At 71.6% G+C, this 18,932-nt stretch carries 17 protein-coding genes and 3 pseudogenes; 12 read left to right on the top strand and 8 right to left on the bottom strand.

Translation table 11 applies throughout. The annotated features are described in order from the left end of the window. Window positions 1-123: 123 nt before the first annotated feature. Window positions 124-414 (top strand): nuclear transport factor 2 family protein, encoded by a 291-nt coding sequence (locus ABZ826_RS36435; RefSeq protein ID WP_361458472.1) that lies wholly within the window; start codon window positions 124-126, stop codon window positions 412-414. A gap of 136 nt (window positions 415-550) precedes the next feature. Here the strand turns inward: ABZ826_RS36435 and ABZ826_RS36430 are convergent. Beyond that, window positions 551-787: pseudogene (locus tag ABZ826_RS36430) on the bottom strand (IS630 family transposase); the annotation flags it as partial. 112 nt (window positions 788-899) lie between these two features. Here ABZ826_RS36430 and ABZ826_RS36425 point away from each other — a divergent pair. The 3 genes from ABZ826_RS36425 to ABZ826_RS36415 all read left to right on the top strand — a co-directional run bounded on the left by ABZ826_RS36425 (window position 900) and on the right by ABZ826_RS36415 (window position 3,641). Continuing rightward, window positions 900-1,799, top strand: coding sequence for a TIGR03619 family F420-dependent LLM class oxidoreductase (locus tag ABZ826_RS36425; RefSeq protein WP_361458466.1), 900 nt, complete (start codon window positions 900-902; stop codon window positions 1,797-1,799). A gap of 166 nt (window positions 1,800-1,965) precedes the next feature. After that, window positions 1,966-2,886 (top strand): NADP-dependent oxidoreductase, encoded by a 921-nt coding sequence (locus ABZ826_RS36420; RefSeq protein WP_361458464.1) that lies wholly within the window; start codon window positions 1,966-1,968, stop codon window positions 2,884-2,886. Further along, entirely contained in the window at window positions 2,883-3,641 is a 759-nt protein-coding gene (locus ABZ826_RS36415; RefSeq protein ID WP_361458462.1) for a GNAT family N-acetyltransferase, read from the top strand. The genes ABZ826_RS36420 and ABZ826_RS36415 overlap by 4 nt, the downstream gene beginning before the upstream one ends. A gap of 1,121 nt (window positions 3,642-4,762) precedes the next feature. Here the strand turns inward: ABZ826_RS36415 and ABZ826_RS36410 are convergent. Together ABZ826_RS36410 and ABZ826_RS36405 are read right to left on the bottom strand one after the other, a co-directional pair. Beyond that, entirely contained in the window at window positions 4,763-5,611 is an 849-nt protein-coding gene (locus ABZ826_RS36410) for a helix-turn-helix domain-containing protein (protein WP_361458470.1), read from the bottom strand. A gap of 521 nt (window positions 5,612-6,132) precedes the next feature. Further along, window positions 6,133-7,506: an FAD-dependent oxidoreductase gene (locus ABZ826_RS36405; RefSeq protein WP_361458460.1), complete on the bottom strand. Its 1,374-nt coding sequence runs from the start codon at window positions 7,504-7,506 to the stop codon at window positions 6,133-6,135. Window positions 7,507-7,794: 288 nt separating this feature from the next. Between ABZ826_RS36405 and ABZ826_RS36400 the strand changes: the two genes are divergently transcribed. The 4 genes from ABZ826_RS36400 (at window position 7,795) to ABZ826_RS36385 (ending at window position 10,758) form a co-directional block, all read left to right on the top strand. Continuing rightward, the gene (locus ABZ826_RS36400; protein WP_361458458.1) at window positions 7,795-8,466 is read left to right on the top strand and encodes a TetR family transcriptional regulator; all 672 of its coding nucleotides are present in this window, start codon (window positions 7,795-7,797) and stop codon (window positions 8,464-8,466) included. Further along, on the top strand, window positions 8,463-9,236 hold the full coding sequence (locus ABZ826_RS36395; protein ID WP_361458456.1) for an SDR family NAD(P)-dependent oxidoreductase: 774 nt from the start codon (window positions 8,463-8,465) through the stop codon (window positions 9,234-9,236). Before ABZ826_RS36400 ends, ABZ826_RS36395 begins: the two co-directional genes overlap by 4 nt. A gap of 55 nt (window positions 9,237-9,291) precedes the next feature. After that, complete coding sequence (locus ABZ826_RS36390; RefSeq protein WP_361458454.1) at window positions 9,292-10,332, top strand: NAD(P)-dependent alcohol dehydrogenase; 1,041 nt, start codon at window positions 9,292-9,294, stop codon at window positions 10,330-10,332. A 111-nt stretch (window positions 10,333-10,443) separates the two neighbouring features. Beyond that, entirely contained in the window at window positions 10,444-10,758 is a 315-nt protein-coding gene (locus ABZ826_RS36385) for a DUF6191 domain-containing protein (protein WP_361458452.1), read from the top strand. On the opposite strand, the gene ABZ826_RS36380 is transcribed toward ABZ826_RS36385, so the two are convergent. From ABZ826_RS36380 to ABZ826_RS36365, 4 genes are all read right to left on the bottom strand, one after another. Beyond that, window positions 10,736-11,611, bottom strand: coding sequence for a bile acid:sodium symporter (locus tag ABZ826_RS36380; RefSeq protein WP_361458450.1), 876 nt, complete (start codon window positions 11,609-11,611; stop codon window positions 10,736-10,738). The two genes, ABZ826_RS36385 and ABZ826_RS36380, sit on opposite strands and share 23 nt — an antisense overlap. Window positions 11,612-11,923: 312 nt before the next feature. Continuing rightward, complete coding sequence (locus tag ABZ826_RS36375; RefSeq protein WP_361458448.1) at window positions 11,924-12,628, bottom strand: phosphatase PAP2 family protein; 705 nt, start codon at window positions 12,626-12,628, stop codon at window positions 11,924-11,926. Then, window positions 12,625-13,227: a phosphatase PAP2 family protein gene (locus tag ABZ826_RS36370; protein ID WP_361458446.1), complete on the bottom strand. Its 603-nt coding sequence runs from the start codon at window positions 13,225-13,227 to the stop codon at window positions 12,625-12,627. The genes ABZ826_RS36375 and ABZ826_RS36370 overlap by 4 nt, the downstream gene beginning before the upstream one ends. Next, window positions 13,227-13,895, bottom strand: a complete 669-nt coding sequence (locus tag ABZ826_RS36365; protein WP_361458444.1) for a DedA family protein — start codon at window positions 13,893-13,895, stop codon at window positions 13,227-13,229. The genes ABZ826_RS36370 and ABZ826_RS36365 overlap by 1 nt, the downstream gene beginning before the upstream one ends. 255 nt (window positions 13,896-14,150) lie before the next feature. Between ABZ826_RS36365 and ABZ826_RS36360 the strand changes: the two genes are divergently transcribed. From ABZ826_RS36360 to abc-f, 4 genes and pseudogenes are all read left to right on the top strand, one after another. Continuing rightward, window positions 14,151-14,483, top strand: a complete 333-nt coding sequence (locus tag ABZ826_RS36360; RefSeq protein WP_361458468.1) for a BlaI/MecI/CopY family transcriptional regulator — start codon at window positions 14,151-14,153, stop codon at window positions 14,481-14,483. Further along, a complete protein-coding gene (locus ABZ826_RS36355) occupies window positions 14,480-15,418 on the top strand; it encodes a M56 family metallopeptidase (RefSeq protein WP_361458442.1) in 939 nt (312 codons plus the stop codon). The genes ABZ826_RS36360 and ABZ826_RS36355 overlap by 4 nt, the downstream gene beginning before the upstream one ends. 216 nt (window positions 15,419-15,634) lie before the next feature. Beyond that, window positions 15,635-16,045 (top strand): annotated as a pseudogene (locus ABZ826_RS36350) (hypothetical protein); the annotation flags it as partial. A gap of 153 nt (window positions 16,046-16,198) precedes the next feature. Then, window positions 16,199-17,843 (top strand): annotated as a pseudogene (gene abc-f, locus ABZ826_RS36345) (ribosomal protection-like ABC-F family protein). 83 nt (window positions 17,844-17,926) lie between these two features. Here abc-f and ABZ826_RS36340 read toward each other — a convergent pair. Further along, window positions 17,927-18,448, bottom strand: a complete 522-nt coding sequence (locus ABZ826_RS36340) for an NUDIX domain-containing protein (RefSeq protein WP_361458440.1) — start codon at window positions 18,446-18,448, stop codon at window positions 17,927-17,929. Between the last annotated feature and the right edge of the window lie 484 nt (window positions 18,449-18,932).

Here is an 18,932-nt window from a genome sequence, read left to right as displayed (position 1 = left end):
GAACCCCCGCCCCTTCGCCTGGACGAAGAGCGCCGACGAGATCCTCGAACGCCTCGCCGCATATCTTGATCGAATTCCTGGCGCAGGACACTAGCGCCGCCAAGCAACGCTACTGCCGTCGCACTGGACGCCCCCAGCCACATGGTCGGCAAGAAGGCGATCGTGCGCTTCCTCGCTGAGGATTTCCCCCGCTTGTTCGTGCGCGACGTCGCAGTGACCTTCCACGCGTTCCACGCCAACGGCGAGCGGGTGGTCGTGGAGGAGACCATGACGGCGACCCTGGCCCATGGCAACCACTACGCCAACGACTACTGCTTCGTTTTCGAGCTCCGGGACGAGCTGGTCCACAGGGTGCGCGAATACATGGACACAGCCCGCGGGCACCGCATGATCTTCGGCGAGGCTCTGCAGTAGTCATCCTCCGCCTGGCCGCAGTGCGGTCAGGCATCGAAGAACGGCAGATCCCCATCGGTGACCGATGTCGGCTGCCCCAGCACACGGCGAGTCGGCCGGCCACTGTGGGAGTTCTCACTGGTCACTCCCAATTGGTTCAGGCTGCGGCTTTGAGGGGGAGTCCGCCCTGGCGGATGCCCTTCTCGCTGCGGATGCGGGCGCGTTCTTTGCGTTCGGCGGCCAGGACGTCGCGGTGGCGGGTGTTGGCGTTGCGCCGGCGCAGATACGCGTGCAGGGTCCGGGTCTGCACGGTGCGGTTGGGGTGGTGGGAGTTGGCGATGGTGAACTGCCGCAGCGGTCCGAAGCAGGCTTCGATCCGGTTCGCCCAGGACGCCCCGTCGAGGAGGCGAATCCCGCCCTTCATCGGCGGGGCAGTGGTGCCCGCTCCTGCCGGCCGGAACGGCCTTGCGCTGCCCGGTTGTTAGGCTCCACAGGTGAAATTCGGTGTGAACATACTCAATTTCGGTGTCGGAACCACCCCGGTGGGCCTTCTCCAACAGGCGGTCGACGCACGGGATCTGGGGTACTCCTTCGCGATGATCTCCGACCACATCGCGGTCACCCCCGATGTGCACGAGACGTATCCGGCCCCGTTCTACGACCAGTTCGTGCTCGCCGCGCACATCGCCGGACGGGTGCCGGGGCTGGTGCTCGGCACGACCGTCACGGTGATCCCGTACCGGCACCCGCTGCAGACGGCCCGGCTCGCCGCCAACATCGACAACCTGAACGCCGACGGATTCATCCTCGGTGCGGGGATCGGCTGGTCCAGGGCCGAATACGAAGCGCTGGGCGTGCCCTTCGCGGAGCGGGGACGGATCACCGACGAATACCTTGCCGCCATCCGCGCGGCCTGGGCCGAGGACTCCACGACGTTCCGGGGCGAGCACGTCTCGTACGGGGAGGTCCGGACCGCTCCGGCACCCGCGTCCGCTCCCTGTCTGCCGGTCTGGGTCGGTGGCAACTCGGCCGCCGCCCAGCGCCGCGCGGCCCGGCTCGGCGAGGGCTGGCATCCGTACCGGCTGCCGCTCGATGTGATCCGGTCCGGGCTTCCGGTGATCGCCGAGGAGGCCGAGCGGGTCGGGCGCCCCGTTCCCGCCCTCGTGCCGCGGCTGCAGATCCGCGTCACCGACGCACTCCTGGGGATCGAACGCCCCGCCGGGCACGGCACGATCGACCGGATCAGGGCCGACCTGGCGGAACTCGGCGAGCTGGGCGCCACCCATGTGCTGCTCGACGTCAACCCGGACACACCCGCCGAACGGGGGACGGCGGACGAGGACCGGAAGCTGCTCGAACTCCTCGTGAACAAGGTCGTCGACCCGGTCACGGGCGGCGTCCGCTGAATCGTTGCGGGCCGATGAACACCCCGTCGGCCCGGGAATACGTGTCCTGAATCGGACCTTCCTGCTGCTGTACGGAGTGATGACGGGACCGGTGCACCCAGCGGTGACCGGCCCGGTCGTCGGCGCCGCGAACCGTCGGCGCCATGAAGCAGGAGAGAGGGAGCCCATGCCCAAGGCGTACGTGTTCACCCGCAACGGCGGGCCGGAGGTGGAGGCCTTCGCCGAGCAGGAAGTGCCGGTGCCCGGTCCCGGTGAACTGCTCGTCGCCGTCCGGGCTGCCGGGGTCAACCCGGTCGACTGGAAGCTGCGCACGGGGTACACCCGGCCCGGCAGCGAGCCGCAGCCGTTTCCCACCGTCTTCGGCAGCGAGGCCGCCGGAGTCGTCGAGGGCGTGGGCCGGGACGTCGAAGGATTCGAGGTCGGGGACGAGGTCTTCGGTAACCCGCTGACCGGCGGGTACGCCGAGTACACGCTGCTGCCCGCCGCCGCGACCGCACACAAGCCGGCCGCGCTGTCGTTCACCGACGCGGCCATGCTGCCGGTCGCGTCGGCCACCGCGTACGACGGCGTGCGCCAGCTCGCACCCACCCCCGGTTCGACCCTGTTGATCACCGGGGCCGGAGGTGGCGTGGGAACGGCCGCGGTGCAGCTGGCGCGCCACGCCGGTGCCCGGGTCATCGGTGCGGCGAGCGCGGACAAGAAGGACTTCGTCGAATCGCTCGGCGCGGTGCACGTCGAATCCGGCGACGGACTCGCCGACCGGGTGCGCGCGGCGGCCCCCGACGGCATCGACGCGATCTTCGACCTGGTCGGCGGGGACACTCTGCGTGCCGTGGCCCCGCTGCTCGCGGACCCGGCCACGCTCGTGAGCGCCGGGGGCAAGCCACTGGCGGTGGAGCTCGGAGGCGCGGCCGTCACGCGGGCCCGCACCGCGGCAGTCCTCGACGAGGTCGCGAACCTCGTCGTCACCAGGGTCCTGCGGACGCATGTGACCGGGATCTTCCCGCTCGACGAGGCCGGAGCGGCACTGCGCGCCGTGGAGAGCGGACACACGCGCGGCAAGATCGTGATCGAGGTGGCCACATGAGCGTGTCCCATGCCGCTGCCGGTGACTCGCACCCGCTCGACAACCCGGTCCGCGCCGCGCTGACCGGCCCGCACGCCTGTTTCGCCGAGCACCGTGGGCGCGTTCTGCGCTACCCGGCGGACGTGGCCCCGTGGGTATCGGTCCCGCAGGCGCCGGAGGCCGAGGACTGGGCCGACGCCGCGGCGCTCGCCGGACCCGGCGGCGCCGTCACGATCACCGCTTTCCGCGAGCCGCCGCCGGACGACTGGGAGATCACCTTCCACGCCGAGGGGGTCCAGCTCATCGACGGCGGGATCGCCGCCGCCCCCTTTCCGGAGGCCGTGCGGCTGGGACCCGCCGACGTGCCCGAAATGCTCGACCTGGTCGCCCGCACCCGACCGGGGCCGTTCCTGCCCCGTACGGTCGAGCTCGGCACCTACCTCGGGGTCCGGCGCGAGGGGGCGCTCGTCGCGATGGCCGGTGAACGGCTGCACCCACCCGGCTGGAGCGAGATCAGCGGTGTCTGCACGGACGAGTCCGTGCGCGGTCAGGGGCTCGGCGGCGGGCTCGTCCTCGCCGTCGCCCACGAGATCAGGGAACGCGGCGAAACACCGTTCCTGCACGCCTCCGCCACCAACACCAATGCCGTCCGGCTCTACGAATCGCTGGGATTCGTGCTCCGTCGCCGGACGTCCTTCCTCTCGGCGCTCGTACCGGAGCACCCGCCGACGCGTCTGTCGGGGTCCGGCGGCGTCCGTACGGCGGCCGTGCGCTGACGCGCGGCACAGTGACCTTCGGCCCGAGGACATCGGGCCGAAGGTCACCGCCACCTCCCGTTCCGGGACCTGGCCGGCGGTGCGCCCGGGGGTACGGTCACCGCAGTGACGAGGTCTGCTGCCGACCCGCGCGCCGTCAGGCCGCCTACCGGGCGCGCCTTGCCGAGCGGGTACGCGAATACGTCACCACCCCTTCCGCTGTGACGGCTCCCGGTAAACCCGTTCCACGCCATGAGCAGCGGAAACGCCCCGGTGCTCACCTCCCCGACCGGGACGACCGGATGACGGCGTCACTCGTCGTCGGCGTTCTTGTCGGCCGCGTTCTCGTATGGCTGCCGCCCCCCGCCACGTAGCCGACGGCCGGTTCGAGCCAGCCATGAACAGCCGCCTCGATCTGGACCTGTCCGTCCGGGCTACGGTGCCCGGCCCGCGCACCTCGCAGGGGGGAGGCAGCCGCAGCCCGTCATGGCCGACTCGACACATGGCCGACAAGGGTCCGCTGCAGTTGCACAGACCTGCCTCGATTTCTACGGCGCAGCCGTGACGGGCAGGAATGGGAGGAGTGCACTTGCGGGGTTTTTAACCGTCGTAGACCCCCCAGTCCCGCACGCTGCCGTGGCCGGAGCAGCTACCGCTGAAGACCCAGTAGCCCGGGCCGACCAACGGGCCCCAGATTTCGGTGCCGTCCGAGCACTGGGTCCATGATCCGGATCTTCCGTAGTCGACGTTGCAGTCCGCTCTCCACGACGTACCGTAGTTGACGAAGTTGTTGCAGTAGTTCGCGTGCCGTATCGAAAGGGCCCCCGTTCCTGCCCTGAGTCACCACTACCGGCCCGTCAGGCGCCTGTCGCGGCTGCGCCGTCGTTGCCGAGGCGGCGGACTCGACCTGCGCGGCGCCCAACGGCGCGGCCACGGCGGCGGACGCTCCGGCCAGGACGAGCAGCAAGCCGGCCGCTGCTGGTGCTAGGTAGCGTTTCAATTTCCCTCCAGGGAACGGGAATTCGCGCAGGAACACTGCGCAATTCCAGATCGGGCATGCGCATGACATGTGCAGTGATGCCGAATCGTGCGATCTCACCGTGACACGGAAGGCGCGGGGGCGTTTGGGAAGCAGCGCAGCGCTACTTGTGTTCTGGCGCAGTCTGCGCTTGCCGTGTGGCCTCGTGGCGGAATTCCGTGGGAGTCATGCCATGGGCTGCCCGAAATGCTCTGCTGAACTCGGCGGGCACCAGAAAGCCCCACTGCGCGGCCAGCGCACTGATCGGCTGGCTGCGTTGCCGGGGGTCGGCGAGGTCGGCCCGGCAGCGTTCCAGGCGCCGCTGGCGGATTGTGGCCGCGACGGTACGCGCCTCCGTGCGGAACAGTTGGTGCAGGGTGCGGACGGAGATGTAGTGGTGCGCTGCGATGTGTGCTGGTGTGAGCTGGGGGTTGCTGAGGTTGCGATCGATGAAGGCGTGAATGCGGGCCAGCAGGACTTGGCGGCGGGTGTCTGCAGGAAGCCCTGTTGTGGCCTCGAGCCGCGTGGCCAGAAACGCGGTGGCCAGGTCGAATCCCACGCTCCCCAGGCGGAGCAGTTCCGCTTCGTCGCAGTGCGGGGCTTGCTCGCTCGGTCCGGCGAGATAGGACGTGAGGAGCGCTCCCGACCCGGTCCGGGCGGGGAGAAGGGTTGCGACCAGTTCGTCCGTCCGATCGTGGGGAAGCGGTATCGCGGTTCTGGGCAGCCGGATCAGAGTGATCCGAGGTAGCCGTCCGCTGTCCTTGAATTCGCAGGCCAGAGGGCGGGAGGTGTCGAACAAGGCCATGTCGCCGGCCCTGAGCAGGGTGTTGTTGCGCCGTTGCTCCAGCCCGACCGGGCTGCCGTGGACCAGGAAGAGGAAGTAGGACTCGGGATCCGCCCGTCGGATGTGGATCGAGGTGCGGCGGGCCGACATCGGGGAGAAGCGGAATGCTGACACCTGGGTCTGGGCCAGCTGGAGCGAGGACGCTTATCCCGCGAAGGAGTTGACATGTTCGCACGTGATCGACATCCTCATCTTCGGCTGCCCGAATGCCAAGAAGCGAGCGGCTCGTCGGTCAGTCCGGTTTGGCCTTTCCGGCCAAGAAGCTGTGCACCCCGTTGCCGAAACCGTGGAGGCGAGCGTCCGGACATGCTCGTCACTGCAGTCCGGCAGGCGCTGACGGGCGGGTAGCGCGAGCGCCTGTCCTCACGCGTGGGCTGAGGCCGCACTGCCGACGTCCTCGCCCACCGTGTCCGACTCCCCGGCCGGACCGTTGACCTGCCCGGGGACGGACGGAACACCGTCCGGCCGCCAGGCCCTGCCGAACCGCAGCGTCTGCGCCCGCCATCTCGCCCAGGAGTTGGCCCTGACCTGTGCGGAGGCATCCTGATGAGCGACAAACGAGGCCCTGGAGCTGCTCGACGTCGATGCACAGCGGCGCCTGCACGTGCTCTGAAGCCATCTGAACGAGGCCTGCAGTGCCAGGCAAGCGCTCAGCTCGGGATGAGTGCGTCCCACTGATCTCGGGTCGGGCCGTCGTGTTTCGGCGTGAAGTCCGGGTGGGCGGCCAGCCAGGCGGTGACGTGTCGGTCCACTTCGTCGGTGCCGTAGGCATCGTCGGCCAGTCGCAGGAGATGGCGCACCTGGGCTCGGGCTCGCATGACGACGGGATCGTCAAAGGCGCAAGCGGCCAGGGCGGCGGCCCGCCGATCTGCGGGTGATGAGCCCTCGGCGAGGCGTTGCTCGGCGGCGCGGTCGGCCGTCACCTGCGCGTCGAACCATGGGCGGAGGGTCTGTGCCGCCCACGTCTGGTAGCCCATGGGGTCCGCAGCGATCTGGTCGACATGGCTGGCGAGGTGCTGAGCGGCACGCAGGCCGAGGGCCGCGCCGTGACCGAAGGTGGGATTGGTGTGGATGAGGCTGTCCCCGGTGTTGACCAGGCCGGTCACGACAGGTCCGTCATCGTCGGCAAGGGCGGTCCAGCGGTTGTCCAGGCCGGCCATCGCCAGGACGGCGGAGTGCGGTTCGGGTGCCAGGCCGAGCCAAGCGGCGATTGCGGGGAAACGGCGGGCGACGGCCTCGAACACGGCAGGGTCGGTGAGCGCGCCGCGGGTGGGATCACTCGTGGAGAGCACCAGGCTCACCGCGAAGGTGTCGTTGTCGGAAGGGAAGACGCCGCCGAGCGCGAACGGTGCGGCCGAGCCGGTCTTCACCCGTCCGGGGTCACGCGGGCCGTCGGCGCGCAGGCGGTACCAGCGGCACAGATAAGCGATCCCGGTGCGGTGGCTGTCGACCACGGGCGGGCGGCAGCCGGCCGCGGTCAGCCAGGCGGGCACCGGCGAGCGACGACCGGACGCATCGACGACGAGGTCCGCCTGGAGGACTTCCGCACCCACCTGTACGCCGGTGACCCGGGCAGGACGGCCCTCCCGGAGGGTGAGGGCGCGCACCCGGCAGCCTTGCCGCACCTCGACGGTGGGTTCCCGCCGCACCGCCGCGATCAGAGCGGCCTCCAGCACGATGCGGCGGGTGCGCAGGGTCACCAAGTCCTCATCGCCGGCCCGATGTGGCGGATGCTCACCGAACCAGTCGAACTCGTGGTACTCCCGGGCTCCCCGTGCCAGCAGGTCCGCGTAGACATCAGGGGCCTCCGCGCGCAACACGGTTCGCACGGGGGCGAGCAGCGAGTGGGGCTGGATGGCCTGCGGGACCCGGGGCCTGTCCCAGTGGAAGAAGTCCCGGTTCAGGTCCTCTCCGGCCTGTCGCGGGTTCTGCTCGAACAACGTGACCGTGTGGCCCCGTCGGCCAAGCATGAGCGCCGTCCCCAGCCCGCTGATACCCCCACCGATCACCGCAACCCGCGCCACCGATCTCCCCTTCGCGTCGTGTTGCGCAAGGAGCCTACTGCTTGACGATCTTGTGCACCGACCTGGAGGCCTCTCTGGGGGCATGCGACGCGACGACATCGCCCTGCTCGCCCTGCGCTGGGCACCAGCAGGCGGTCGTCGCCGGCGCCCGGTGGCAGGCCGCGGTGCACGCCGCGCCGCCGAGACGTTCAGCCGCCGATAGGGGCGCGTGGGGGCGACGGCATGGCGATCCCATGTCCCGATGAGACTGCTGTCGCAGTGGGACATTTTCCGGTGTACCGTGCACGTATGAATCCGGAACGGAAGACCCCGGAGCGACGGAGCCGCAAGGCCCGCAGGACCCGGGACGCACTGGCGCAGGCCGCGTTCGAGCTCGTACTCGACCGGGGTCTGAAGGAAGTGACGGTCGAGGAGATCGCGGAACGCGCGGACGTCGACCGGCGCACCTTCAGCCGGTACTTCGCCGGCAAGGAAGCCGCCGTTCTGGACTCGCTCCGGGGCGACGGCGACCGGATCAACGACGCCCTGCGCGCGCGCCCCGCCGACGAGCCCCCGCTCACCGCGTACCGCCGCGCCGTCCTCGACTGGCTCGGCGACCCCGGCACACAGGCCTGGCACCGCCGCGCCCGGATCTTCGACCTGCTGGTCCTCGCCGAGCAGGAGCCGACCCTCTACGCGGCGTTCCACCACATTCGGGTGGACGCCCAGGAGGACTCGGTCGCCATCGTCGCGGACCGGCTCGGGGTCGACCCCCGACTGGACATCCGCCCCGCCGTCACGGTCGCCGCGGGCGCCGGGGCGCTCCTGGCGGCCCAGGCCGCCTGGGTACGCGGCGGACACCCGGACGACCTGCCCCAACTGGTCGGGCAGGCCTTCGACGCCCTGTCCGGAGAACTGCTCGCGCAGCGTCCCGCCGGGCCGGCGTCACACAGCACCACGGAAGGAAACACCACCTCATGAGCACCTCCCTCACCCCCGCAGATCAGGAGTTCGCAGGCAGGATCGCCCTTGTTACCGGCGGAGCCTCAGGTATCGGGCTGGCCCTCGCCCACCGGCTGGCCGCGGGCGGCGCGTCCGTCGTCGTCGCCGACTACGACGGGGCCAACGCCCGCAAGGCCGTCGCCGAACTGGAGAACGCCGGCGCGAAGGCCGCCGCGGTCGCCATGGACGTGACCGACCCCGCCTCCGTCGAGGCGGGTGTGCGATTCGCCGTCGACACCTTCGGCGCCCTGCACCTCGCCGTCAACAACGCGGGCATCGGCGGGCCGAGCAACCCCACCGGGCAGTACGCGATCGAGGACTGGGACCGGGTCGTCGCCACCAACCTCAGCGGTGTCTTCTACTCGATGCGCTACGAACTCCCCGCCATCGTCGAGGCGGGCGGCGGTGCCGTCGTCAACATGTCGTCGATCCTCGGCACCAACGGTTTCGCCGGGTCTCCCGCCTACGTGGCCGCCAAGCACGGCGTCGTCGGTCTCACCAAGACGGCCGCCCTCGAATACGCGGCACGGAACGTCCGGGTCAACGCCGTCGGCCCCGGCTTCATCGACACCCCCCTGCTGCGCAACACGGACGGTCCCGCCCGCGACCACCTGATCTCGCTGCACCCGGCCGGGCGCCTCGGCAAGGCGAAGGAGGTCGCCGAACTCGCCGCGTTCCTGCTCTCCGACCGCGCCTCCTTCATCCACGGCAGCTACCACCTGGTGGACGGCGGATACTCCGCGTCCTGACTGCGCACGGGGGAACGGGGGCGAGCAACAGTAAGCAAAGAGTGAGGAGAACCCCATGAAGGCTGTCCAGTACCGCGCCGTCGGCTCGGCGCCCGAGGTCGTCACCGTGCCCGATCCGGAGCCCGGCCCCGGCCAGGTGATGCTGAAGGTCACCGCCGCCGGCGTCTGCCACTCCGACATCGCCGTGATGAGCTGGCCCGCGGAGCAGATACCCTTCCCGCTGCCGCTCACCCTCGGCCACGAGGGCGTCGGTACCGTCGCCGCACTCGGCGACGGGGTGAAGGGCCTCTCGATCGGAGAGTCCGTCGCGGTCTACGGCCCCTGGGGCTGCGGCACGTGCGTCAAGTGCGCCGAGGGCAAGGAGAACTACTGCCTGCGCGCCAAGGAACTCGGCATCACCCCGCCCGGACTCGGATCTCCCGGCGCCATGGCCGAGTACATGATCGTGGACGACGCCCGCCATCTGGTGCCGCTGGGCGACCTCGACCCGGTCCAGGCCGTGCCGCTCACCGACGCCGGCCTGACTCCCTACCACGCGATCAAGCGGTCCCTGCCCAAGCTGGTGCCCGGTGCCACCGCCGTCGTCATCGGCACCGGCGGTCTCGGCCATGTCGCGATCCAGCTGCTGCGCGCCATGACGGCCGTCCGGGTCATCGCCCTCGACGTCACGGACGAGAAGCTGGCCCTGGCCCGTGCCGTCGGCGCCCACGAGACGGTGCTCTCGGACGAGCACGCCGCGACGAAGGTCCGCGAACTGACCGGCGGTGTCGGAGCGCAGGTCGTCCTCGACTTCGTCGGAGCCCCGCCGACCGTCGCCACGGCCGGGGCCGCGGCCGCCATCGACTCCGATGTCACGATCGTCGGCCTCGGCGGCGGTGCGCTGCCGGTCGGCTTCGGCTCGCTGCCGTACAACACGACGGTGGCCTCCCCCTACTGGGGATCGCGCGCCGAACTCGCCGAGGTGCTCGACCTCGCCCGCGCCGGAGCGATCGAGGTCCACGTCGAGACCTATACGTTGGACGAGGCGCCGCTGGCGTACGAGCGGCTGCACGACGGCAAGATCAACGGCCGCGCGGTCATCCTCCCCAACGGCTGACCGGGCGGGCCCCGACCCTCAGGACGCTGTGGGCCGTCGCGCGGTGCGACGGCCCGCACCGCCATACCCGCGACCGATGCGCACCGCCCGCTCATCGGCAACACTGGGCCGATGGAATTCGTCGCGCTGATGACGCTGCCCGGGTTGGTGATCGGCCTGACCGTCGTCGCCCTTCTCGACCAGCTGATGCTCCGCGCGGGCCGGGCCGGTCTGTTGCCGTGGCGCAACGGTGCCCGCCAGGGCCAGGTGTCGGCGACCGGGTTCGAGCAGCTGCACGCGAGCTTCTCGCCCGGCAAGCAGAGCGAGCTCAAGGAACGCCGGAGCGCCCTGCTGCTGCGCGACGACGAGGAGGACGGCGCTCCGCCCCACCGCTCCACCGTCGACCTCGACGGCGGCCGCGCCGTCATCCGCCTGCCCGGTCATTAGTGTCTTTCGTCCGGCTCGGGCCGGGCTCGCGTGCCCCGGTGCCTGCGCTGCGGCGCAGCACCGAGTCCGCCAGCCCCGCCCCGCACTTCTGCAGCAGGCTGTACGCGAGAACCGGCAGCAGCACCTGGGGACTGCTGGGCAGATGGGTCGCCGCCAGCACGGCACCGGCGCTGCTGTTGTTCATTCCGCAACTGAGCGTGATCGCCACGGTGTCCGCTCGATCCGCCCGTACCGTACGGGCCAGACACCAGCCGATCGCGAAGGAGGCCGCGCACAGCGCCCCGGCCACGGCGACGGCCGCGACCAGCAGTGCGGGCCGCGGATGGAACAGGAAGCCGCCGAGAGCCCCGCAGGCGTTGCTGTACGTGAGCAGCACCGCGGCGACGACTCCGAGCAGCCCCGACCAGGGCAGATGCCGTTCGAGTACGGGCCGGGGAGTCAGCCGTCGGACGGCCAGACCGGCGGCGCACGGCACGATCACACTGATCACGGCGAACGCCCCGCCGTCCGTCGCGGCCATCCGCGACAGATCGTGGGCGTAGTGGCCGCGCGTCACCGTCGAGGCCACCGAGAGCATCAGCGGGATGGTCAGCGGACTGAGCATCGTGGAGGCGAGCACGGTCCCCACGACCAGTGAGTGGTTGCCGCCCGCCCGACCGCCCCAGACCGTGGCACCGGCCGCGACCGGCATGGCTCCCACGAGCGCGAGTCCGGTGATCAGCCCGCTGCAGCCGTCCGTGTCGGGCAGTCGCCCCAGAACCACGGCCAGGCAGGGCAGCAGGACCAGCGGAATGAGCGTGTTGGCGGCCGTTCCGACCAGGAGTGACAGCCGGCGGCGGGCGAGCCGGGGCAACCCCCCCGGCCGGCACCCGTAACGCCGCGGTGAACAGCAGATATCCCAGTAGGAGCGACGGCAGGGTGAGCTGCGTGCGCGAGCCGCCGGGGAGGGGCACGGCGGCGACCTGAAACCGCCGCAGGGCCAGTCCGGCCCCCGGCAGCAGCGCGGCCCCCACGTAGGCGGTGACCGTCACCCAGGTCAGCCGACGCTGGAGGAGCGAGAGCACACGCGGCACCAATCGGCGGACGGACGGCACGGGTGGGACGCGCGGGAGACATGAGGGGCATCGCACGGACCTCGATGAGGGTGGGACCTGAACGGGACCGGTCACCGCGAAAGCGGCAGCGCCGTCCGTATCAGCGCGGTCCCGAGCCCCACCCAGACCGCCGCGAACAGCCATCCGGCGAGCACGTCCGTCGCCCAGTGCACCCCGAGCAGAGCCCGGCTCAGGCCGACGGCCGCGGCCCAGCAGACGACCAGGGCCGCGACGGCGGCACGAAGCGGACGTGGCACCCTCCGGCCGTGCGCCCGGACACCGATGGCCGTGAGCAGCAGCCCGGCCATCAGCGCGGACGTCGTCGCGTGGCCGGAGGGGAAGGCGAAGCCCGAGGCGTGCGTGGCCCAGTCGTCCAGCGGTGGGCGGGGCCGGGTGATCAGCTCCATGAGGCCGTAGCGGACGCCCTGCCCGAGCAGCAGGAAGGCCAGTGCCCCCACCGCGTATCCCAGCCGTCGACGCGTGTCACCGCCCGCGATCAGCCCGGCCGTCACCGCCGCCGTGTACGGGAACACCCCGGTGCCGGTGGCGGTGACGGCCCGAGCGGTCGCCACGAGGCCCGACGGCCGGTGCCGCAACGACCAGTCGTGGGCGGTCCGGTCCAGGGGCGGCGGGGAGCCGTGCCGGGCGGCCAGGACGACAGCCGCCAGCCCGACGAATCCGAGCAGTCCCACCAGCGCGGCCCCCAGCGGTGCGCGGAGCGATAACGCGACGGGTGCGGACCGGCCGCCCGCGAGCGTCGAAGCGCTCCTGGTCACCGGTTCGCCACCAGAGGGCGCAGCGGGCTCTCACGCAGGCGCACCACAGCCGGGGCGCAGCGTCGTGCCGCGACCGTCAACGGCCAGGCGACCAGCGCGCCGGTGACCAGCCCGATCAGCACATCGTGCGGGTAGTGCACACCGATCCAGACCCGGGACGCCGCCATCAGCAGCGCGGCGGGCACCGCGATCGTCCCGAGCCGGCGGTCGGTCAGCCAGATCGCCACCGCAGCGGCCGCCGCGATCGCGGCATGGTTGCTGGGGAAGGACCAGTCACCGAGTGCGGGGCACGCCTCCACCGTCACGACATGGAGGATCTGGCAGGGCCGCTGCTCGTGGAAGAACGACTTGATCACATCGTTGACGACATACGCGGCCACCACGACGAGCGGCGTGCAGAGCGCCATGGCGGTGCGAGCGGGCCCCGCGGAGCGCGAGCGCCACCAGGACGCGAGCATCAGCAGGGCGAACAGCGCGAGCCCGTAGTCCGACCAGAGGCGGACGACCGAGTCCAGAGCGGCGGGGGAGCGCTGGGCCAGCTCGGTGATCCAGGTGTACAGGCCACCGTCGATCGAGGTGGCCGTGGAGGCGAGTGGCATCAGCTGTTCTCTCCTTCTGCGGTGCGCCGACTGCGGGAGCGCAGCAGTTCGGCGGCGAGCGGGATCAGGGAGACCACGACCACGACAGCGACGATCGGCAGCAGATAACGATCGACGTTGGGCACCGAGGAGCCCAGCGCGTACCCCGCGAGGACCAGCCCCACGGTCCACACCGCCCCGCCGACGACCTGCCACAGCGTGAACAGTCCGGCAGGGACGTTGAGCGCCCCGGCGAGCGGGTTGAGCACCGTGCGTACGACGGGTACGAAGCGGGCCAGCACGATCGCCCGCGCATGGCCGTATCTGCCGAGCAGCTCCTCGGCGCGGGCGGCGCCCTCGTGCAGTCGTCTGGCGCGGCTGCGGGCGAGGAGGGCCCGGCCACCGCGGCGCCCGATCCAGTAACCCGCCTGCGCACCGAGCAACGCACCGGCGACGGCGGCGATCAGCACCTGCGGCAGCGACAGATGGACCGGACCGTGCACGCCCGACACGCAGAGAAGGCCCGCCGTGAACAGCAGCGAATCGCCGGGCAGGAAGAAGCCGACGAGCAGTCCCGTCTCGGCGAAGAGCACGACGGCGATGCCGAGCGCGCCGAACGCTCCGAGCAGTGAACCTGCGTCCAGCACGTTCACCGCTTGTGGCGCGGCCGCCAGTGAGAATACGGACACGGTGGAGGGTCTCCCATAATGGTGGGCGGGCGGCCCGACGGAACGCCCGGACTGACTACAGTGATGTAGACGGTCTATGTCACTGTAGACGCCCGAAGGGCGAGGAGAGTTCCCATGTCCCAGGTGAAGGGGATATCGAGCGGAGAACCCGCCCCCCGCACGCACGGCGAAACCGCCCCGGGGCCGTCACCGGAGACAGCGCCCGAAAGCGCGACGCCGCATCGCACCGCATCGGAGCGGCGCCCGTCCGGCGAGCTGGAATCCACGGTCCTGGCGGCCCTGTGGGCGGCCGAAACGCCGCTCACCCCCGGTCAGGTGCAGGGCGCGATCGGGGCGGCGCTCGCCCGCACCACCGTCACGACGATTCTGTCGCGCCTCTACGAAAAGGGTACGGTCACCCGCACCCGGGCCGGCCGCGGATTCGCGTACACCCCGACCGAGGACGCACCCGGGCTGACCGCCCGCCGGATGCACAGTGAGCTGCGGAAGGAGGAGGACCGCAGCACCGTGCTGGCGCGATTCGTATCGCAGCTCACCGACGAGGACGAGCAGTTGCTCCGGGACCTGCTCGACGGAGAAGCCCGATGATCTACGCCGTATGGGTTCCGCTGCTGATGCCCTTCGTCGCGGTGCCCGCCGCCCGCCGGCTGGCGGACACCCTGTCGCCCGTACGTGCCGTACGGCTGCTCGCCTCGACGGGCGTCGGTCTCGCCCTGTGCAGCCTGCTCGCCCTGGCCCTGCTGGTGGTGCCCGGAGCCACCCGATTCTCCGCCGTCTCCGCCCTCGGCGAACTCGTCAGGCCGCTCTCCGAGGCCGCTCCCGTCGTCGCCGTCCCCCTCGCGGCCGCGGCGCTGGCACTGCTCGCGGGCTGCGCCGCCGCGGTCGCCCGCGCCGCCCACCGCCACTGGGCGGAGCTGCACCGGGCCGCGCGGTCGCCCGGGTGCGCGGATGACGAACTGGCCGTCCTGCGCGACAGCCGCCCCGACGCCTACGCCCTGCCCGGGCGTCCCGGCACTCCCGGCCGGATCGTCGTGACCACCGGCATGCTGCGCGCCCTGGACCCCGCCGAACGCGACGCCCTGCTGGCACACGAACGCGCCCATCTCACGGGCCGCCACCACCTCTTCATCGCCGCCGCCGAGCTGGCGGCCCTCTGCCACCCCGCGCTGCGTTCGCTGCGCGCCCCCATGCGCTACGCCCTGGAGCGCTGCGCCGACGAGGCCGCCGCCTCGGCGGTCGGCGACCGGCACGTCGCCGCCCGGGCCATCGGCCGCGCCGCCCTCGCGGCTCGCGCCGCCGAGGGGGCCGCCCGGCCCCGCCCGCGAGTGGCGCTCGCCGCGGCCGCCGGACCCGTACCCCGTCGCGTCGCGGCGCTGCTCGGCCGGAGCGCCCCACGCCCCCGGATGGGCCGGGCGGCCGCCGCGGCGCTGCTGGCCTGTCTGGTCGTCTCCGGAGCCGCCACGCTCGACGCGACGAACGATCTGCACAGCAGTATCGAAGCGGCTCAGGGCGAGAATCCGTAGCACGCCCCTTCCGATTCTTTTGAGCCGTTACACGGCCTTTTGCGCTCCGTCGCGCTACCCCGAAGATGAACTCCTGTACTGCCCACGCCCGTGCCAGCCGTGCCGCGATGCAGACGGGAGAATCCCATGGGGCAGCAACCGTTCGTCAACGACCCGGCAGGGCGCGACATCCACGGCGAGGCGGAATCGCTCCGGCCGCACGGCCCCGCCGTCCTGCTCGAACTCCCCGACGGCGTCACCGTCGCACGCGGCGACGCGATTTTCGCGACCTACGCCATGGGAGGCCGTGCCCCCGAGCGACACGGAGCGGAAGCGGACAGCTTCGACATCGGCCGGGCCGACAAGGAACACCTCTCCTTCGGCCACGGTGTCCACTTCTGCGTCGGCGCTCCGTCGGCCCGGCTGGAGGCGTCGATCGCACTGCCCGTCCTGTTCGCCCGTTTCCCCGGTCTGCGTGCGGACGACGCCGCGCCACCGGCTCCCCTGGAGTCCTTCAGCACGTGCGGCTTCGGCACTAGCCGGTACACCTCGTCCGAACCGGTCGCGGGACGGCCGGAAATTCTCCCGGACCGACCCGCGACCGTGGCTACACTGGCGCCCATGGGTTCGTACTACTTCTTTCGCTGATTCCGGGCAGGGACGCCGTCGCGCGACGGCGAGCGTCGCCGGGTGACCCCGAGGGCCCCCCGCGTGCCGCGGTCCCTTCCGCCCGTCCGACAGCCACGCCCCGCCGCGCACCGTCGCGCGCCGCCGAGGCATGTCACCTCAGGGAAAGCACCCATGACTCCCCAGCACACCCGCGCCCAGCTGACCTTGAAGGACGTCTCCAAGAGCTACGGGGACCGAACCGTCCTCGACCAGGTGTCACTCACCGTCCGCCCCGGAGACAGAGCCGAGTGATCGGCGAGAACGGCTCCGGAAAGTCCACGCTTCTCCGGCTGATGGCCGAAGCGGAGGCTCCGGACAGCGGCGAGATCGCTGTCCGCTTCCCCGGCGGCGCCGGCCACCTCTCCCAGACCTCGGCTCTCGCCCGCGGTCACACCGTTCAGGACGCCGTCGACACGGCCCTCGCCGAACTGCGCGCGCTCGAACGGGAGATCTGCGCCGCCGAAGAGTCGCTCGCCGAACCCGGGGCCCCGGACGACCCCCGGCTCACCGCGTACGGCGATCTGCTGACGGCGTACGAGGAACGCGGCGGATACCAGGCCGACGCCCGCGTCGACGCGGCGCTCCACGGCCTCGGACTCGGCCATCTCACCCGCGAACGGGTCCTCGGCACGCTGTCGGGAGGCGAACGGTCCAGGCTCGCGCTCGCCTGCGTGCTGGCGGCCGACCCCGAACTCCTCCTGCTCGACGAGCCGACCAACCACCTCGACCTCCGCGCCACCACCTGGCTGGAGGAGCGCCTGCGCGCCCACCGCGGCACGGTCGTCGTCATCACGCACGACCGGACCTTCCTGGAGCGGACCACCAACGTCATCCTGGAGGTCGACCGTGATCTGCGCGGCGTCGTCCGGTACGGGGACGGCTGGGACAACTACCGCACGGCGAAGGCCGCGGCCCGCCGCCGCTGGGCACAGGACCACCAGGAATGGCTGGACGAGGTGGCGCGTGCCGAAGAGCTTGTGAGCGCGGCCGGACGGCGCCTCGCCGGGACAGGGAAGGACCCGGGAGAGGGCTGGGGCAAGCACCGCTGTTCGCACGAGGCCAAGCTGTCCGGGCGGGTCAGGGCAGCCAGAACCCGCCTGGACGTACTGCGCGGGGCGCCCGTGCCCGCCCCGCCCCGCCCCGCCCCCTGCGCTTCCGCGCCGACATCGCCGTCACAGCCGACGGCGAGGCGGAACCCGGACCGCTCGTCGCACTCCGCTCCATCGCCGTCGGCGGCCGGCTGCGCCTGCCGGAGCTGCGCGTGGCCCACGGGCAGCGCCTCCTGGTGACCGGCCCCAACGGCGCCGGGAAGTCCACCCTGTTGCGAGTCCTGGCCGGGGACCTCACCCCCGACGAGGGAACGGTGCGCCGCCGGGCCAGGATCGGCTATCTCCCCCAGGAGCTCCCCGTACGGCCGACGCGCCGCTCGTTGCTGGCGACCTTCGCCGCCGGGCGGCCGGGCCACCCCGACGAACACGCCGAGAGCCTTCTCGCTCTGGGCCTGTTCCGTCCCGAGGACCTGACGGTGCCGGTCGCCGCCCTCTCCATCGGCCAGCAACGACGTCTCGCACTGGCCCGTCTGGTCACCCGCCCGGCCGACCTGCTGGTGCTCGACGAGCCGACGAATCACATCGCGCTCAGCCTGGTGGAGGAGGTCGAGACGGCGCTCGCGGAGTACCGGGGAGCCGTTGTCGTCGTCTCGCACGACCGCCGCTTCCGCAGCCGCTTCACCGGCGACCGACTGGACCTGCGCGAGGGCCGTCCGGTCGTGCCGTGACTCCCGTCGGCGGCAGCCGGAAGAACATCGGCCGGCAGGGCCCACAGGGCGGGAGACCGGCCGCGCGACGGCGAACAGCCCGCTCAGGAGCCGTCCTGATCGGGCGTCACCCGCCCGCCCCCTACATGCTCCCGCAGCCGGTCAAGGAAGACCCGTTGCCCCGTGACCAGACGCTCGGCCGCCTCCTGGGGCGCGCACCAGGCGAACCGGTCGACCTCGGGGAACTCCCGCAACACACCGGACCCGCGCGGCCACTCCATGGTGAACGTCCCGGGAACGGCCGTGGCGGCATCGAGATCCGCCTCCAGCGCCCACACCGTCACGGTCTTGCCGCCGGACTGACGGGCCTCACCGAGCGCCACCCACTCACCCTCCGGCGCCGGGCGCCCGAACTCCTCCTCGAACTCACGCCGGGCGGCCGCCGCGGGCTCCTCGTCGGGGTCGTACTCACCCTTGGGGATCGACCACGCCGCGCCCTCCCGACCCGCCCAGAACGGGCCGCCCATATGGCCGATGAGTACCTCGAACCCGCCGCGGCCGGCCCCGGACGGCCGGCGGAACAGGAGAAGACCCGCACTGCGCGTGGAGCGCTTCTGGGATGACATGTCCTCAAGTCTGCGGGCCGGCGCCGAACGCCGCCGCCGCCGACACCCCTGTCCCGCTGATCATCTCCGTCATCGAGTCGACGCGCCCTGTTTCCCTCGAGGTCCCCGATGCCCTCTGGTGCGCCGTCGTGGGCGCGGACATGCTGTCCGCCGACAGCGCTTTCCGCCCGTGGACCGGGCCGCGCAACCATCGCGATTCCAGGAGGATCTGTGGCCCGAGGCACAGTCGACACGACGACCCGATCGCGCTCCGTGGCCGCCGGAAGCCACAGGCAGGTCGCGCGACCGCTCGTACTGCTCGCGACGGTCTGCGCCCTGACGGCCGGCGCGATCTCGCCCGCCCTCGCCGATTCGGGCCCCGACCCCCGACCCCGTACCTCCGCCGAAGTCCTCAGACCCGAATCCGCAGGTAGTGCGGGGTATGCGACAGCTGATACAGCGACAGGTGCACTTTGCCGGTGAGAAGATCGAGGTTCCTACGCCT

This window comes from Streptomyces sp. NPDC047515 (genome assembly GCF_040643055.1).
GTDB lineage: Bacteria > Actinomycetota > Actinomycetes > Streptomycetales > Streptomycetaceae > Streptomyces.
The sequence above is the reverse complement of the archived record's forward strand: the minus strand, read 5'-3'. Positions and strand labels throughout refer to the sequence as shown.

Coding starts and splice junctions, on each gene's coding strand:
- ABZ826_RS36355 (WP_361458442.1), top strand. CDS start 14,480: ATGATCTACGCCGTATGGGTTCCGCTGCTGATGCCCTTCGTCGCGGTG.
- ABZ826_RS36340 (WP_361458440.1), bottom strand. CDS start 18,448: ATGTCATCCCAGAAGCGCTCCACGCGCAGTGCGGGTCTTCTCCTGTTC.
- ABZ826_RS36370 (WP_361458446.1), bottom strand. CDS start 13,227: ATGCCACTCGCCTCCACGGCCACCTCGATCGACGGTGGCCTGTACACC.
- ABZ826_RS36390 (WP_361458454.1), top strand. CDS start 9,292: ATGAAGGCTGTCCAGTACCGCGCCGTCGGCTCGGCGCCCGAGGTCGTC.
- ABZ826_RS36385 (WP_361458452.1), top strand. CDS start 10,444: ATGGAATTCGTCGCGCTGATGACGCTGCCCGGGTTGGTGATCGGCCTG.
- ABZ826_RS36400 (WP_361458458.1), top strand. CDS start 7,795: ATGAATCCGGAACGGAAGACCCCGGAGCGACGGAGCCGCAAGGCCCGC.
- ABZ826_RS36420 (WP_361458464.1), top strand. CDS start 1,966: ATGCCCAAGGCGTACGTGTTCACCCGCAACGGCGGGCCGGAGGTGGAG.
- ABZ826_RS36395 (WP_361458456.1), top strand. CDS start 8,463: ATGAGCACCTCCCTCACCCCCGCAGATCAGGAGTTCGCAGGCAGGATC.
- ABZ826_RS36415 (WP_361458462.1), top strand. CDS start 2,883: ATGAGCGTGTCCCATGCCGCTGCCGGTGACTCGCACCCGCTCGACAAC.